16 protein-coding genes are annotated in these 15,208 nt (G+C 70.5%); 7 read left to right on the top strand and 9 right to left on the bottom strand.

The window, feature by feature from the left end; all coding sequences use genetic code 11:
• The first annotated feature begins 3 nt into the window (after positions 1-3).
• Together BM145_RS11965 and BM145_RS11960 are read left to right on the top strand one after the other, a co-directional pair.
• On the top strand, positions 4-882 hold the full coding sequence (locus BM145_RS11965) for an aldose 1-epimerase family protein (RefSeq protein ID WP_093333878.1): 879 nt from the start codon (positions 4-6) through the stop codon (positions 880-882).
• A 113-nt stretch (positions 883-995) separates the two neighbouring features.
• Entirely contained in the window at positions 996-2,561 is a 1,566-nt protein-coding gene (locus BM145_RS11960) for a peptide chain release factor 3 (RefSeq protein WP_093333877.1), read from the top strand.
• A gap of 106 nt (positions 2,562-2,667) precedes the next feature.
• Here the strand turns inward: BM145_RS11960 and BM145_RS11955 are convergent, their stop codons facing one another.
• The 8 genes from BM145_RS11955 to BM145_RS11920 form a co-directional block, all read right to left on the bottom strand.
• Entirely contained in the window at positions 2,668-3,729 is a 1,062-nt protein-coding gene (locus tag BM145_RS11955; protein ID WP_093333876.1) for a ferritin-like domain-containing protein, read from the bottom strand.
• Between the two features lie 11 nt (positions 3,730-3,740).
• A complete protein-coding gene (locus BM145_RS11950) occupies positions 3,741-4,715 on the bottom strand; it encodes a ferritin-like domain-containing protein (protein ID WP_093333875.1) in 975 nt (324 codons plus the stop codon).
• Between the two features lie 171 nt (positions 4,716-4,886).
• The gene (locus BM145_RS11945; RefSeq protein ID WP_245739305.1) at positions 4,887-5,759 is read right to left on the bottom strand and encodes a MipA/OmpV family protein; all 873 of its coding nucleotides are present in this window, start codon (positions 5,757-5,759) and stop codon (positions 4,887-4,889) included.
• 70 nt (positions 5,760-5,829) lie between these two features.
• A complete protein-coding gene (locus tag BM145_RS11940) occupies positions 5,830-6,237 on the bottom strand; it encodes a DUF2141 domain-containing protein (RefSeq protein WP_245739303.1) in 408 nt (135 codons plus the stop codon).
• Positions 6,197-6,967, bottom strand: coding sequence for a sterol desaturase family protein (locus BM145_RS11935; RefSeq protein ID WP_177200198.1), 771 nt, complete (start codon positions 6,965-6,967; stop codon positions 6,197-6,199). Before BM145_RS11935 ends, BM145_RS11940 begins: the two co-directional genes overlap by 41 nt.
• 84 nt (positions 6,968-7,051) lie before the next feature.
• The gene (locus tag BM145_RS11930) at positions 7,052-7,753 is read right to left on the bottom strand and encodes a GIN domain-containing protein (RefSeq protein ID WP_177200192.1); all 702 of its coding nucleotides are present in this window, start codon (positions 7,751-7,753) and stop codon (positions 7,052-7,054) included.
• Between the two features lie 36 nt (positions 7,754-7,789).
• Entirely contained in the window at positions 7,790-8,533 is a 744-nt protein-coding gene (locus BM145_RS11925) for a head GIN domain-containing protein (RefSeq protein WP_093333872.1), read from the bottom strand.
• Between the two features lie 60 nt (positions 8,534-8,593).
• Entirely contained in the window at positions 8,594-9,820 is a 1,227-nt protein-coding gene (locus BM145_RS11920; RefSeq protein WP_093333871.1) for an NAD(P)/FAD-dependent oxidoreductase, read from the bottom strand.
• Positions 9,821-10,048: 228 nt separating this feature from the next.
• On the opposite strand from BM145_RS11920, the gene BM145_RS11915 reads away from it, so the two are divergent.
• Both BM145_RS11915 and BM145_RS11910 read left to right on the top strand, forming a co-directional pair.
• Positions 10,049-11,479: an NAD-dependent succinate-semialdehyde dehydrogenase gene (locus BM145_RS11915; protein WP_093333870.1), complete on the top strand. Its 1,431-nt coding sequence runs from the start codon at positions 10,049-10,051 to the stop codon at positions 11,477-11,479.
• Positions 11,480-11,605: 126 nt separating this feature from the next.
• Entirely contained in the window at positions 11,606-11,950 is a 345-nt protein-coding gene (locus BM145_RS11910; protein ID WP_143090182.1) for a hypothetical protein, read from the top strand.
• Here BM145_RS11910 and BM145_RS11905 read toward each other — a convergent pair.
• On the bottom strand, positions 11,928-12,530 hold the full coding sequence (locus BM145_RS11905) for a peptidylprolyl isomerase (protein WP_093333868.1): 603 nt from the start codon (positions 12,528-12,530) through the stop codon (positions 11,928-11,930). The two genes, BM145_RS11910 and BM145_RS11905, sit on opposite strands and share 23 nt — an antisense overlap.
• A gap of 100 nt (positions 12,531-12,630) precedes the next feature.
• On the opposite strand from BM145_RS11905, the gene BM145_RS11900 reads away from it, so the two are divergent.
• The 3 genes from BM145_RS11900 to glsA are packed head-to-tail and all read left to right on the top strand — an operon-like array spanning position 12,631 to position 15,195.
• The gene (locus BM145_RS11900) at positions 12,631-13,998 is read left to right on the top strand and encodes an ABC1 kinase family protein (RefSeq protein ID WP_093333867.1); all 1,368 of its coding nucleotides are present in this window, start codon (positions 12,631-12,633) and stop codon (positions 13,996-13,998) included.
• 16 nt (positions 13,999-14,014) lie between these two features.
• Positions 14,015-14,263: a glutaredoxin domain-containing protein gene (locus BM145_RS11895; protein WP_093333866.1), complete on the top strand. Its 249-nt coding sequence runs from the start codon at positions 14,015-14,017 to the stop codon at positions 14,261-14,263.
• The gene (glsA, locus tag BM145_RS11890; RefSeq protein WP_093333865.1) at positions 14,260-15,195 is read left to right on the top strand and encodes a glutaminase A; all 936 of its coding nucleotides are present in this window, start codon (positions 14,260-14,262) and stop codon (positions 15,193-15,195) included. The genes BM145_RS11895 and glsA overlap by 4 nt, the downstream gene beginning before the upstream one ends.
• Positions 15,196-15,208: the final 13 nt, after the last annotated feature.

The raw sequence follows: 15,208 nt of genomic DNA, 5'->3' as shown, positions 1-15,208 counted from the left end.
CATATGACCGACCTCATCCACATCGCCAACACGCACCTCTCGGCCGCCATCAACCCGCTCGGCGCCGAGCTCACGCATCTTCGCGACGCATCCGGCGCCGAGTTGATGACGGACGCCGACCCCGCCTTCTGGCCGCGCCACGCGCCGATCCTCTTTCCGGTCATCGGCATGACGGGCGGCGGCACGATCCGCGTCGACGGCACCGACTACCCGATGCCCAAGCACGGCTTCGCCCGCGACCGCGGCTTCGCGGTGGTCGAGCAGGGCGACGACCACGTCACCTTCGCGCTGGCCGACGATGCCGGAACGCGCGCCCATTACCCGTTCGCCTTCCGGCTGGAGATCGCCTTCCGGCTCGACGCCGCGACGCTCGCGATCGAGGCGCGCCTGGTCAACCCGGCGGACGTGCCGCTGCTCGCGCAGTTCGGCTTCCACCCCGCCTTCGCCTGGCCCCTTCCCTATGGCGCCGCGCGCGCCGACCACCGCATCGTCTTCGACCGCGACGAGCCCGCTTGCCTCGCCGAGATCACGGCCGATGGCCTGATCGCCGCGGAGACGCGGGACAGCCCTTTGCGGGACGGCCGCACCCTGGCGTTGGCGGACGCGCTGTTCGAGCACGACGCGCTGGTCTGGGACCCGGTCGCCTCGGGATCGGTCGCCTACGGTGCCGACGGCGGACCGCACCTGCGCATCGCCTTTCCGGAGACGCCGCGGCTGGGCATCTGGACCAAGCCCGGCGCCGCCTTCATCTGCGTCGAGCCCTGGCACGGCCTTGCCGACCCGGTGGGCTTCGCGGGTGAGTATCGCGACAAGCCCGGCGTGTTCGCGGTGGCGCCGGGCGAGACCAAGACGATCGGCATGAGCGTGACGCTGGTCGCCTGACCGCCTATATAGCCGCCATCCCGTCACCCTGGACTTGATCCGGGGTCCCGCTTCTCGAACGGAGCGGGACCCCGGCTCAGGGCCGGGGCAACGCGCACTCCGGAAAGATCCGCATGACCTCCCCCCGCCGTACCTTCGCGATCATCTCGCACCCCGACGCCGGCAAGACGACGCTGACGGAGAAGCTCCTCTACGTCGGCGGTGCGATCCACTTGGCGGGCGAGGTCAAGGCACGGGGCCAGAACCGTCGTGCCCGGTCGGACTGGATGAAGATCGAGCAGCAGCGTGGCATCTCCGTTACCTCGTCGGTGATGACGTTCGAGAAGGACGGCGTCACCTTCAACCTGCTCGACACCCCGGGCCATGAGGATTTCTCGGAGGACACCTATCGCACGCTGACCGCGGTCGATTCGGCGGTGATGGTGATCGACGCGGCACGCGGCATCGAGGCGCAGACCCGCAAGCTGTTCGAGGTCTGCCGCCTCCGCAACGTGCCCATCATCACCTTCGTCAACAAGGTCGACCGCGAGGGCCGCGATCCGTTCGAACTGCTCGACGAGGTGGCGGAAATGCTCCAGCTCGACGTCTGCCCGATGAGCTGGCCGGTCGGCATGGGCGGCGAGTTCGAGGGGGTGTACGACCTCTACGCGAATACACTCGCGCGCCCGGAAGGCGGCAGCCGCGAGTTCATGGGCGCGCCGGTCGCGTTCACCGGCCTCGCCGATCCGGCGCTTGCCGACACGTTGTCGCCCGAGGGTCTCGCCCGCCTGCGCGACGAGGCCGAGCTGGCGCAGGGCGGCTATTCCACCTTCGATGCCGAGGCGTATCGCGGCGGCGACCTGACCCCCGTCTATTTCGGCTCGGCGCTGAAGGATTTCGGCATCGCCGAGCTGATCGGCGCGCTCGCCGACTATGCGCCGCCGCCGCGCGCGCAGCCGGCCGAACCCGCCGCGGTCGCGCCGGAGGGCAAGGAGGTGACCGGCTTCATCTTCAAGGTGCAGGCCAACATGGACCCGCAGCACCGCGACCGCATCGCCTTCATGCGGCTATGCTCGGGCACCTTCAAGCGCGGCATGAAGCTGACGCCGACGGGCCACGGCAAGCCGATTGCCGTCCACTCGCCGATCCTGTTCTTCGCGCAGGACCGCGAGATCGCCGACGAGGCGTTCCCCGGCGACATCATCGGCATCCCCAACCACGGCACGCTCCGCGTCGGCGACACTCTGTCGGAGAAGGCGGACGTGCGCTTCACCGGCCTGCCGAACTTCGCGCCGGAAATCCTGCGCCGCGTCGTCCTGAAGGATCCGACCAAGACCAAGCAGCTGCGCAAGGCACTGGACGACATGGCCGAGGAGGGCGTGACGCAGGTCTTCTACCCGGAGATCGGCAGCAACTGGATCATCGGCGTCGTCGGGCAGCTGCAGCTCGACGTGCTGTTGTCGCGGTTGGATGCCGAATACAAGGTCGCCGCCGCCCTCGAACCCGCGCCGTTCGACACCGCGCGTTGGATCAGCGCGGGCGATGCTGGCGACCTGAAATCGTTCACCGACATCAACCGATCCGCGATGGCGCGCGATCGGGACGACAACCCGGTGTTCCTTGCCAAGAGCGCGTGGGAAGTCGGCTACGTCGCCGACCGCTACCCCAAGGTCAAGTTCGCCGCCACGCGCGAGCGATAGGGGAGATCAACTTGACCCGTTGGTACCGGGTCAAGCTGACGTCATCATATTCTGGAGCCGGCAAGGAGGGACCGCGACCGGCGCGGCCCCTCCTCCTTCGATCCGGTCAGTTCGCGCCGGAGGTCGTGATAGTTCCGTTGATGCCGGCCGGGAAGAACCCGCCCGACGTGACCGCGGCACGGTTCTGGAACACGACGTTCAGGACCTGCGGCGCGGTACGGCCGAGGACCAGGCCGCCCGAATCGGTCGGCACCAGATTGGCCTCGGTCGCGGTGCCGATGCCCTGATCGGTGTCGGTCGACCCGTCGAGGCCGTCACGCGCGTCGGAGATGCGCTGGATACGCTGGTAGATGTTGAGGTTGTTGACCAGCGTCGGCACGTTGCCGCCGATCGTTAGGCCGCGGCGCCACAATTCGGAGCGGATCGCGCCGTCGTGATAGGCCTCGGTCGACAGGATGCCGGCCGCCGCCTCCAGAAAGGTCTTGTTGCTGATGAGCCGCGCCGAGCCGCGATAGGCGGAGACGCCGACATCGGTCAGCAGGTAGGAGCCGATCAGGAAGTTCTCGTCATTGAGGAAGGGGTCGAAGATGTCGTTCGGCCCGATCACGCCGGCCGCGCGGGCGGCGGCGGTGAAGGCGCCGGGCACGGTCGCACCCGCGGCGGTGACGCTGGCGCTGCCCGACAGGTTGATGAGCGGCTGGGCGGGCGCGGCCGAGCCGAGCGCGCTGCGCAGGAAGGTGATGTGCGCGATCTCGTCCGCCGCGATCTCGCGGGCGAACTGCGCCACGACCTGATCGGTGAAGTTCACCGCGCGGGCCGCACCCGCACCGCTGCCGGGGATCACCGCGCCCGGCGTGCCGACGCCGGTCTGAAGCCCGGCCGCGATGCCGCTGCCGGTGGTGGCGTAGGAGTAGTAATTGCCCTCCAGATATTCGAGCTGGAGCGCGAAGGAGAGCACCGCGACATCCTGCGCCGCGGCGCTGGAGATCGGCGTGGGCGACGGCGTCGGCGCCGGATCATTGTCATCGTCGTCGTCGCAGCCGGACAGCAGGGCGAGACCGCCGGTCATCGCGGCGGCGCCGCCGCACAGGCGGATGAAGTTGCGACGGGCGGAACGCTGCTGCTCGGCGCGCTCCATCAGGTCGAGGAATTCGACTTGCTTGGTCATGGTGTCCCTCCTCAGTTCGCGCCGGAGCGACGAAGCGCGGCGTTGTTGTTGTTGGTGCCGGCGGGGAAGAAGCCGCCTGCGGTCACCTGATTGCGGGTGAGGTAGACGATGTTGTGGACCTGCTCCGGCGTGCGGCTGAACACGATAGCGTTCTGGTCGGCGGGAACGAGGTTGGCGACCGCGGCATTGCCGGTGCCGGTGGGCGAAATTCCCTGATCGAGGTCGCTCGGCCCATCCAGGCTGTCGCGCGCGTCGGAGATGCGGTCCGCGATGGTGCGCAGGACCGGCGTCTGGACACCGCGGCGGTAGAGCGCCGAGCGGATGATGCCGGCGTGGAACGCCTCGGCCGCCAGGATGCCGGCCGCCGCGTCGACGATGTTGACGTCCTGGATCAGCGGCGATGCGCCCTTGTAGGCGGTGACGCCGACATCCTCGAAGATGTAGGCGCCGATCAGGAAATTGTCGTCGTTGGCGTACGGGTCGAACACGCCGCCGCTGGCCGACAGGTCGATGTTGGCGGCGCGGGCCGCGGCGGTGAACACGGCGACCGAAATGTCGATCTGCGGCTGCGCCACCGCCGAACCGCCGAGCGCGGTGCGGAGCGCCGCGACGTGCGCCCTCTCGTCAGACGCGATTTCGCGCGCGTACTGGATCACGGCGGGATCGGTGAGATTGGCCTGGCGACCGCCCGTCACCTGGCCGCGGGTGCCTACGGTGCCGGTCAGCTGCGCCTCCGGCAAGCCCGCGCCGGTGGCGGCGAAGGAGTAGAATTGCGCCTCGAGATATTCGAGATTGAGCGCCAGGTTGAGGATGTCCTGATCGGTCACCGCCGCCTGCGCGCTGGCCGGACCGGCCGCGCCGAGCGCGACGGCACCGCCGACCGCGACCATGCCGGCGCCCATCGCCGCCCTGAAGAATTCGCGCCGTTCCTCGCGGCGCCGGACGCGACCGTCCATGGCCTCGATCAATTGTCCGCTATCGGTCATTCATCTTCCCCTGGTCTGGGACCGACGATCCGCAGACCCGCCGGCGCTTCATCGCTTCGCCGTCCCTTGCCCGCGAAAACGGACACAGGACAACGACGATGAAGCTAGATGACCTTATTTCGACAATCTAATCATTTATTTTGCTAAGCCATCGATAATTCAGGGAACTTTTCAGAAAGTGTAGGCGATGCCGACCGTGCCGAGCCATTGATCGCGGTCGCCGGCGATCGACACCACCGGGCTGTCCTTGAAGTCGTTCTGGAGCCGGCTGTAGGTGCCGCCGGCGACGATCTTCCAGCCGTGCAGCAGGTCTCCGGTCAGCGCGTAAGTGCCGATCGCGCCGAGCTGAAAGTTCTTCCAACCGCCATCCGCGTTGAAGGTCGGCAGGCCGCTGGCGACGGCGCCGGCGACCGGGACGCTGAAATAATAGCGGGCGTAACGGTCGCCGACATGCTCGGCGGTGGCGAACAGGCCGATCGCCGATTTGGTGCTGAGCGGCGTGAAATAGCTGACCGAGGGCTGCCAGATGCCGCTCTCGTGCGCGTTGGCGACGTCGTAGCGGTACGACAGGGTGACGTTGAACTGGTCGTAGTCGCTGGTGAGGACGCCGGTCTTGCCGATGCCGACGAAGCCACCGAGCTCGATCGCCGCATTGCGGTCGCCGAGCGCCTCGACGCGGGCATCGTCGATGGTGCTGCGGCGGGTACGGTCGAGGTTGAGGACGGCGATCGGCCCGGCCTGGATGTCCCACACCGGCCCTGCCTCGTTGCGGATCAGGTCGAGCGAGGCGCGGGTGCCGAGCACGGTCAGGAAGTAGCCGTCGTGCGAGATCAGCGCGCCGGGCGCGGGCAGGATGTTGTTGTTGTCCGACCCTTCGTAGCTGGGCAGCGTCACCGCGCCGACGCCGATGGTGTAGGTGTCGGCGGCGATGGTGCCCGGCGGCGGCGTGGGCGGCAGGCCGGCGGGCGCATCCTGCGCGGCGGCGGGGACGGCGGCCAGGGCCAGCAGGGAGACCGAGAGGGTCCGAACGGGAAAGAGGCGCAAGGCGGGATGCTCCGGGAGGATAGTTGCGCTGGCAACGCGGCTCCCGTGCTTTGTGTCCTGCGGCTTCCCGTCAGAGGATGTAACGCATCCGAACCTGTTGCCGTTCGGCATCACCCGCGCCGCCGGCACCGAGCGTGAACCGGGCGGCAGTGAAGTGCGGCGGGCCGAAGCCGAGCGCCGGATTGCGCGAGAAGCCGAACCCTTCGCGCGGGATGCCGGCAAAGGTGTCGAGCCGCTGGTTGCCGTTCTCGTCGTGGATCACCGCCACCGCGTAGGTGCCGCGCGGCAGGCCGGTGAACGACACCAGCCGCTGCCCGGCCGGAACGGAGCGGACCGCCGCGTCGGCATCGTCGACGCAGGACGGGAAGTTGGCCGGATCGGCGGTCAGGCAGACGCGCAGCAGCCCACGGGTCGAGCGGACCTGGTCCAGCGCGACGTCAAGCCGGGCGACCGGTGCCGCGCCCCCGATCAGCGGCATCGCCGCCGCCAACGCGGCGAGCGCGAGCCGCGGCCCGCGCATGGTCCCGCGCGAAGTCGCCGATGCCTTGGTCGGTGCCGCACAGGCGGTCCCAGTGGCGGAAATACAAGCCATAGTTACACCCGTACCGCTCGTGATGGCGCTGATGGTGGCTGGCGGTAATCAACCAGTCGCCCAGCGGGCCGCTCCACAGGAACCGCGGGAAAATCTCCCAGCCCATGTGATTGGTCACACCCATAACGGTCATGATGGTCAGCACCAAGCCGAGCGCGCCGACGTGGATCGGAATGACGAACACCAGTAGCGGAATTACCACAGCGCCGGTCAGCGCCTCGATCGGGTGGAACGCCATCGCCGCCCAGGCGGTGGGCGGGCGGCTGGCATGGTGGAGCGCGTGGGCGACCCGGAACGGCTCCGGCCGGTGCATCCAGCGGTGCGTCCAGTAGAACCAGGCATCGTGGAGGAGGAGAAAGGCGAGCACGGATACGGGCAGCATCCACAATGGATAGGCGTGGACGTCCGTATAGACCCTGGTCCAGCCGTGCGTGCGCCAGCCCCAGGCGACGATCCCGGCGGGCACGCCGTAGATGCCGGCGGATGCCAGGCTCCACCAGATCTCGCGCCGCATCTGCGGGTCGAGCCCTTGATAGAGGCCCGGATGCCGCCATCGCGTCAGGCCCGCGAACGCACCGGAGGTGGCGAGATAGCGCAGGCCGACGATCAGCGTCATGGCGACGGCGGAGAGGACGATGGCGAGGATCACGCGACCGCGTCTACAGGATCGCGGGCGCGGGGGCGACGGGCAATCGACTGCTCAGCGCGGTCCCTGGCAGCGGATCGGGCCGGCGGCCGGGCCGCGGACGACGCAGGTGGCGGGACCGGCGACGTCGATCGTGCCGAGCCCGGCGTTGGCCGCCTGCGCGGTGTAGCGGACGCGCGCGCGGATGGCGCCGACGCCGTCCAGCCGGATCGTCGCGTCGCCCGCGTCCAGCGCGCCGGCGTCGATCGCGCCGGGACCGGTGGCGACCAGGCGCGCGCGCGCCGTGCGGCCGGCCACCGCGATCGTGCCTGCGCCGACCACCGTCGCGTTGAGGTCGCCGGCGGTCGCCGCGTCGACCTTCATCGTGCCCGCGCCGCTGACCAGCAGGTCGATCCGGTCGCCGCGCATCGCCGCGACGGCGATGGTGGCACCGCCGGCGGAGGACGCGGCGGCGAGGACCGGCGTCGACAGCGTCACCACGACCGGGCCGTCGCTGCCGCCGCGCGCGTCGCGCCGCTCGCCCCAGGCGCCGGTTCCGGCGCGCACGATCATCGTGCCGCCCTCGTTGCGCAGGTCCACCGCCTCGATCGCGTCGCGCGGACCCGACAGGCGCGCAGCAGGCGAGCCGGCGGCGACGCGCACGTCGAACGGTCCCTCGACGCGCAGGCGCTGGAAGCTGCCGGTGCCGACGGTGCGTTCGGCGGCCGGGGCGGCTGCGCCGGCGAACAGGAGCGGGAGGAGGAGCGCGCGGATCACGCCCCTACCCTCGCCCAGCCGCCGGCCGCGCGCAAGTCAGCCGCAGCGGACCCTGCCGGCGCCCATCTTGGTGGTGGAGCATTTCGCGCCGCCGCCGACGTTGACGTTGCCCGAGCCGAGGATGGTGATGTCGGCATGGGCGCTGGCGGTGGCGTCGACGTTGCCGGCACCGGCGATGGTGATGTCGGCGGTCTCCGACGACAGCGATTGGGCACGCACGTCGCCCGAGCCGCCGATGTTGATCTCCAGCGAGCGGGTACGGCCGGCGGCGAGGACGTTGCCCGAACCGCCGATGGAGAATTCCGTCTTGTTGACCTGGAGACCGCGGATATCGAGCTTGCCCGAGCCGCCGATATTGCCCTCGAAATCGCCGCCGGCGACGCGGTCGACGACGATCGAGCCGGCGCCGCCGATGCTGGCGCCGGTGATGCGCGGCATGGTGACGGCGAAGCGGACTTTGTCCGTGCCGGTCCACTGGATGCCGCGCTTGCGGCCGAGCTTCAGCGTGTCGCCGTCGCGGGTGATCGCCAGCTTGTCGAGCGCGGCGGGCGTGCCGGTCGCGGTGACCGACCAGTCGCCACCGACGCGCACGTTCACATCGCCGGAGCCCGCGAGCGCGATCGCGTCGAAATCACGGATGGCGTAGCGGCGGGTGCCGCCGTCTCCCGAGGTCGCGGCGGACTCCTGTCCGTCGTCGTCGTCGCTCCACGACATCGAGCAGGCGGCGACGGGAAGCGCGACGGTGACCAGCGCGGCGGCGAGTGCGGCGAGACGAAGCATCGGTTCCTCCTTTGTGTATTGTTGATACAATACACCTCCGCAATGCGGTTGCAAGCCGGTTCAGAGTTCCTTGAGCGGCACCGACGGGTCGGCGAGGCGGGCTGGATCGATAACGGCGCCACGCTCCACCAGCGCGCGACCCTGCGCGTAGTCACGGACGGTGTTGACGCAGTCGAGCGCGGCGACGCGGCCGGCGCGCAGATAGACCAGCGAGAAGCGGCGGTCGGCGGGGTCGCCGCGCAGCACGGTGGTGTCGCCCGGCCGCGACAGGCCGACCGTCTGGAGCTTCAGATCATACTGGTCGGACCAGAACCAGGGCAGTGCCCGGTATGGTTCGGGGGTACCGGTCAGCGCGCGGGCGACGATGGCGGCCTGATCGTTGGCGTTCCCGACCGACTCGACGCGCACCACGGCGCCATCGGCATAGGCGTTGGCGTGCGCGGCGGCGTCACCGATCGCCGACACGTGCGCCAGGCCGGTACGGCAGTACGCGTCCACCGCGACACCGCCCGCCGCGCCCTCGGCCCCTGCGGCGAGCAGCGGCTCGACCGCGGGAACGATGCCGATGCCGACGATCACCGCGTCGCAGGCGAGCACGGTATCGTCGGCGAGCCGGACGCCGCAGGCGCGGCCGTCGTGCTCCTCGATGCAGGTGACCGCGGCATTCAGGCGCAGATCGACGCCGCGGGCGCGGTGCTCGGCCTCGTAGAAGCGCGACAGTGGCTCGGCAGCGACGCGGGCGAGGACGCGGGGAGCGGCTTCGAGCAGCGTCACCTGCTTGTCCAGTTTCCGCAGCACGGCGGCCGCCTCCAGGCCGATATAGCCGCCGCCGATGACGACGACGCGGGTGACGGCGGGCAGTTCGGCGATCAGGCGGTCGACGTCGGCGCGGCTGCGGATCGCGTGGACGCCGCCCAGGTCGTGGCCGGCGCAGGCGAGCGAGCGCGGTCTGCCGCCGGTAGCCCAGATCAGCTCGCCGTAGCCGATCACGGCACCGTCGGCGGTGGCGACGGTGCGGGCGGGCGCGTCGACCGCGACGACGGTGCGGCCGGGAAGCAGCGTCACCGCGCGATCGTTCCAGAAGGCGGGCGGGCGCAGGAGCAGCCGCTCGAACGGCTTGGCGCCCGACAGGTAATCCTTCGATAGGGGCGGCCGTTCGTAGGGGAGCGAGGGCTCGTTGCCGAGCAGCGCCAGCGTTCCCGCGAAACCGCGCTGGCGCAGCGCGATGGCGGCTTGCGCCCCGCCGTGCCCGGCACCGACGATCAGGATATCGTAATGGTCCACCATGCCCTTCCCTTATGGCCGGATGAACGCGGGGGCCATGGGGCGGCGGACGAGACGCGCACCGGAACCATGGGGAACCGGTGAAAAGGCGCATGTCGACACGAGCTCGTGCTCCGGCACGCCCATCCGGACGGATCGTCGACACGCGGCAACGGCCGATCCCCGCCCCCTTCCCGCCGCCGGCCGACGATAGTACGGCCATCTCGACCCAATCCCGACACGGAGAACGCCATGACCGCCTATGACACCAAGCTCGGCCTGTACGTCGGCGGCGAGTGGCTGGACGCCGCCGGGCGCGACACGCACGACCTGCTAAATCCGGCGACGGGCCAGGGTCAGGCGTCGCTGCCGCTGGCGAGCGCGGCGGACCTGGACCGGGCGCTGGAGGCGGCGGACCGCGGCTTCAAGGAATGGCGCGCGACCGCGCCGGAGAAGCGCGCGGCGGTGATGACCAAGACCGCGCAACTGCTGCGCGAGCGGGCGAACGCGATCGCGCAGACGGCGACGCTGGAACAGGGCAAGCCGCTGGTCGAGGCGAAGGGCGAGGTCGCCTACGCCGCCGCGCTGCTCGATTTCCACGCGGGCGAAGCACTGCGCAACTACGGCCGCGTGCTGCCGCGGCCGAGCGGCACCCGCAGCCTGGTGCTGCACCAGCCGGTGGGGCCGGTGGCGGCGTTCTGCGCGTGGAACTTCCCCATCCTGAACGTGGTGCGCAAACTGTCGCCGGCGGTGGCGGCCGGCTGCTCGATCATCCTGAAGCCGAGCGAGGAGACGGCCGGATCGGCGGTCGAGGTGCTGCGCTGCTTCCAGGACGCAGGGCTGCCCGGCGACGTGGCGCAGATCGTGTTCGGCGTGCCCGACCAGGTGTCGCGCCACCTGCTCGCCTCGCCGGTCACGCGCAAGTTGAGCTTCACCGGATCGGTGCCGGTCGGCAAGCACCTCGCCAAGCTCGCCGCCGACACGATGATGAAGGTGACGATGGAGCTGGGCGGCCACGGGCCGGTGCTGGTGTTCGACGACTGCGATCTGGACGCGACGCTGGACACGCTGGTCGCGCACAAGTTTAGGAACGCCGGCCAGGTGTGCATCGCGCCGACCCGCTTCTACGTGCAGGCGGGCATCTACGAGAGATTCGCGGCAGGTTTCGCCGAGCGGACCGGGCGCCTCAAGGTCGGCGACGGCATGGAGAAGACGACGCAGATGGGGCCGATGGCCAATCCGCGCCGGCCGGAGGCGATCGCCGAGCTGGTCGCCGACGCCAAGGGACAAGGCGCGCGGCTGCTGTCGGGCGGCGAGCGGGGTGACGGCGGTTTCTTCTTCCAGCCGACCGTGCTGGCTGACGTGCCCGACAGCGCGCGGGCGATGAACGACGAGCCGTTCGGGCCGCTCGCGCTGCTGACGCCGTTCGACAGCGAGGCGGACGCGATCGAGCGCGCCAACCGGCTGCCGTTCGGGCTGGCCGCCTATTGCTTCACGGAGAACGGGCGGCGCCAGGCGCGGCTCGGCGACGAGATCGAGGCGGGGATGGTCGCGATCAACAACGTGCGGCTCAGCTGGGCCGACAGCCCGTTCGGGGGTGTGAAGGATTCGGGCTACGGATCGGAGGACGGGCCGGAGGGCGTCGCGGCGCACATGGTGACGAAGACGGTGCATTCGGCCTGAACAAAGCGCGCGATCCTCGCCGCCCCATGATCCTCGTCACCGCGGGCTCGTTCGGAGTCCAGGGCCGAGCAGGGGTGGCGTGCGTGGCCCTGGATGCCGGGACGAGCCCGGCATGACGGAGGCGGCGTGAGGCGCGTCTTTGCCGCCATGGCGGCGCTGCTGCTCGGCATCGCCTATTGGTGGGCGGTAGGCCGCTCATCGGGCGTGGCGGAGCCGTGGGACGCACCGTCCTACTGGTCGGTCGGCTACCCCGGCGCGCTGGTGCTGGCGGCGCTGCTCGGCTGGTGGTGGCCGCGGCGAGCCTGGGCGTTGGGCGCGATCGTCGTGCTCGCGCAACTGCCGGTGGTAATCGCCAGCAGCGGCGTGGGGCCGCTGTTGGCATTGGGCGCGCTCTACGCGGGCGTGCTGGCGCTGCCGGCGATGGCGGTCGCGGCGCTGGCGGGTCGCATCAGGGCACGCGGCGGACGGTGAGGATGCGGACGGGCGGTGTCAGCATCTGCCCCTTCATCGCACCCTCCCCCGCATCCGGGTCGGTCGGCGCCGACCAGATGCGCTTCACCACGTCCATTCCTTCCACCACGCGGCCGAACACCGCGTAGCCTGCATTGTCGCCGGGCGCGCCGGGCTTGGCGTCGAGGCCGGTCATGTCGCCGACGGTGATCGACCAGTCGCCCTGCGCCGTGCCGGGCTCGCGCCGGGCCATCGAGATCACGCCCTCGACATGGCTGAGCCCGGTGGCGCTGGTCGGCTCGTGCGCAATCGGGGGGTAGAGCTTCCTGGGATCGCGCTGCCCCGCCTGGATGATCCCGGCGGTCCACGGCAGCTTCATGGAACGGAAGAAGGTGATGCCGTCGAACCGCTTGGCATCGACGTAGCGGAGGAAATTGGCGGTGGAGATCGGCGCGTGCTCGGCATCGAGCGCGACGACGATGGGGCCGTCGGCGGTGGTGATGGCGACGCGCGGCCCCTGAGGCGCGGGCACGGGTGCGGCCTGCTGAGCGGCGGCGGGTACGGCGAGGAGGGCGAGCAGCGCCAGGATCGATCGGAACATGGCCGCAGGATAGCGCCGGTCGCGCCGATTTGAAGGCGCCGTACACATGGGTCACCCCGCGTGCCCCTGCATCGGTGCGGCCGCTCCCCATATCAGCCCCATGAGCGACAGGACGAGCAGCAGGGTACCGAGCGGGCGGCTGGCGCGCTTCGGCGCGTTCGGGCGATTGGCAGGCGGCCTCGCGGGCGGCGTCGTCGCGGAGGGCGCGCGGCGGATCGCGGCGGGGGAGCGGCCGCGGATGGGCGACCTGGTGCTCACCCCCGCCAACGCCACACGCGTCGCCGACCAGCTGTCGCACCTGCGCGGCGCGGCGATGAAGCTGGGGCAGATGATCTCGATGGATGGCGGCGACTTCCTGCCGCCGGAGCTGACCGCGATCCTGGCGCGGTTGCGCGACCGGGCGAACCACATGCCGCCCCGGCAGCTCGATCAGGTACTGGCCGCGGAATGGGGCAAGGGCTGGCGCGCGCGTTTCGCGCATTTCCAGGCGCACCCGATCGCCGCCGCCTCGATCGGCCAGGTCCACCGCGCCCGCCTGCCCGACGGGCGCGAGGTGGCGATCAAGGTTCAGTATCCTGGTGTCGCGGAGAGTATCGACGCCGATGTCGACAATGTCGCGACGCTGCTGCGCGTGTCGGGGCTGCTGCCCCGCGAGATCGACGTCGGCCCGCTGCTCGTCGAGGCCAAGCGGCAGCTGCACGAGGAGGCGGATTACGCGCGCGAAGGGGCGATGATGACGCGCTACGCCGCGCTGGTCGCCGACCTGCCCGACCTGGTCGTGCCGACCTTCGTGCCCGAGCTGACCACGGGCCGCGTGCTGGCGATGAGCTTCGTCGAGGGGGTACCGGTCGAGACGCTGGCCGAGGCGCCGCAAGAGGTGCGCGACCGCGCGATGACGACGCTGATCGGCCTTGTCCTGCGCGAGCTGTTCGACTGGGGCGTGATGCAGACCGACCCGAACTTCGCCAATTACCGCTGGCAGCCGGAGACGCAGAAGCTGGTGCTGCTCGATTTCGGTGCGGCGCGGGCGGTGCCGGCGGCGACGGTGGACGGGTATCGCCGGCTGCTGGCGGCCGGCCTGTCGGGCGACAAGGCAGCGGTGACGCGCGAGGCGGTGGCGGCGGGTTTCCTGGGCGAGGCGGCGGTGCTGCGCCACGCCGCCACGGTCGACCGGATGCTGGACGTGATCCTGGCCGAGCTGAACCGGCCCGAGCGGTTCGACTTCGGCGACCGCGCGTTCATCGGCACGTTGCGCGAGCAGGGCATGGCGATGGCCGCAGACCGCGCCACTTGGCACGTGCCGCCCGTCGAGACGCTGTTCGTGCAGCGCAAGATCAGCGGCACCGCGCTGCTCGCCACCCGGCTGAAGGCGAAGGTGGCGGCGCGCGACATGATCGCGGACGCGCTGGCGGACCACGGGAAGGCGGAACATGCAGGCGCGGCGCGCGTCGTGCCGGCGACCTCCTGACACGAACGGAACCACCATGGCCGACGCCCGCCACGCCACGCTGACCCGCATGGTCCTGCCCGATCACACCTGCCCCTTTGGCGTGCGCGCCAAGCAGCTGCTGGAGACGGCGGGCTTCACCGTCGACGATCACATCCTGCGCAGCCGCCAGGAGGTGGACGCGTACAAGGCGGAACAAGGCGTCGACACCACGCCGCAGATCGAGATCGATGGCACACGAATCGGCGGCAGCGACGATCTGGAGCGCTGGCTGAAGACGGCGTGACCGGAACCGATCTCGACGCGATCCTGATCGACGTCGCCGCCGCCATCAACCGCGACGCCGCGCGGATCGAGCGCGAGGCGGACCGCAAGGAGGATGCGCCACCCGGCCCCTTCGGCATCGCGGTGGCGTGCGCCGACGGGCGGACGTTCGCGGCCGGCGCGGCGACCACCGGCTTCCCGATCCAGAGCATCGCCAAGGTGTTCGCGCTCGACCTGGCGCTCGCGGCGGTCGGCGACGCGGTGTTCGAGCGAGTCGGGCGCGAGCCGTCCGGCGACCCGTTCAACTCGATCATCGACCTGGAGCGTAACGAGGGCGTACCGCGCAATCCCTTCGTCAACGCGGGCGCGCTGGCGGTGGTCGACATCCTGGTCGACCACCTATCCGCCGACGAACAGGCGGATGCCGTGGTCGACGCGATCCGCAAGGCCGCCGGGGTGCCCGATGCCGCGCTGGACGAGGAGGTGATGGCGTCGGAGCATCAGGGCGGCGATCTCAACTGCGCGATCCTGAGCTTCCTGCGTCACCACGGCAATCTGCGCAGCGATCCGGACGCGGTGATGGAAGCCTATGTCCGGCAATGCGCGCTGTCGCTCGACGTACGCGGGCTGGCGCAGGCGGGGCTGCCGCTCGCCGACACGCGCTGCGGCGGCGGGCAGGCGGACGCGGTGGCGCAGCGGCGGCGCAAGGTGCTGGCGCTGATGATGACGTGCGGCCACTATGACGCGTCGGGCGATTTCGCGCTGCGCGTCGGCGTGCCGGCGAAGAGCGGCGTCGGCGGCGGCATCCTGGCGGTGGTGCCGGGCGTCGCGTCGCTGGCGGCCTGGTCGCCGAATTTAGACCAGCACGGCAACAGCATCCTGGGCGTCCACGCGCTGGAGATGCTGTGCGACCGGGCGGGCTGGTCGGTGTTCGGACCGGCACCGGGTGCCTAGGGCGGATCGACAT

Source organism: Sphingomonas rubra (assembly GCF_900115745.1).
GTDB classification, from domain to species: Bacteria; Pseudomonadota; Alphaproteobacteria; order Sphingomonadales; family Sphingomonadaceae; genus Sphingomonas; species Sphingomonas rubra.
This window is presented reverse-complemented; position numbering and strand designations above follow the sequence as displayed.

Bases quoted from the DNA above. Each gene is read 5' to 3' on its own strand.
- BM145_RS11915 (WP_093333870.1), top strand. From the start codon at position 10,049: ATGACCGCCTATGACACCAAGCTCGGCCTGTACGTCGGCGGCGAGTGG.
- BM145_RS11965 (WP_093333878.1), top strand. From the start codon at position 4: ATGACCGACCTCATCCACATCGCCAACACGCACCTCTCGGCCGCCATC.
- BM145_RS11960 (WP_093333877.1), top strand. From the start codon at position 996: ATGACCTCCCCCCGCCGTACCTTCGCGATCATCTCGCACCCCGACGCC.
- BM145_RS11900 (WP_093333867.1), top strand. From the start codon at position 12,631: ATGAGCGACAGGACGAGCAGCAGGGTACCGAGCGGGCGGCTGGCGCGC.
- BM145_RS11940 (WP_245739303.1), bottom strand. From the start codon at position 6,237: ATGCCGCTGATCGGGGGCGCGGCACCGGTCGCCCGGCTTGACGTCGCG.
- BM145_RS11920 (WP_093333871.1), bottom strand. From the start codon at position 9,820: ATGGTGGACCATTACGATATCCTGATCGTCGGTGCCGGGCACGGCGGG.
- BM145_RS11935 (WP_177200198.1), bottom strand. From the start codon at position 6,967: ATGACGCTGATCGTCGGCCTGCGCTATCTCGCCACCTCCGGTGCGTTC.
- BM145_RS11955 (WP_093333876.1), bottom strand. From the start codon at position 3,729: ATGACCAAGCAAGTCGAATTCCTCGACCTGATGGAGCGCGCCGAGCAG.
- BM145_RS11950 (WP_093333875.1), bottom strand. From the start codon at position 4,715: ATGACCGATAGCGGACAATTGATCGAGGCCATGGACGGTCGCGTCCGG.
- BM145_RS11905 (WP_093333868.1), bottom strand. From the start codon at position 12,530: ATGTTCCGATCGATCCTGGCGCTGCTCGCCCTCCTCGCCGTACCCGCC.
- BM145_RS11895 (WP_093333866.1), top strand. From the start codon at position 14,015: ATGGCCGACGCCCGCCACGCCACGCTGACCCGCATGGTCCTGCCCGAT.
- BM145_RS11925 (WP_093333872.1), bottom strand. From the start codon at position 8,533: ATGCTTCGTCTCGCCGCACTCGCCGCCGCGCTGGTCACCGTCGCGCTT.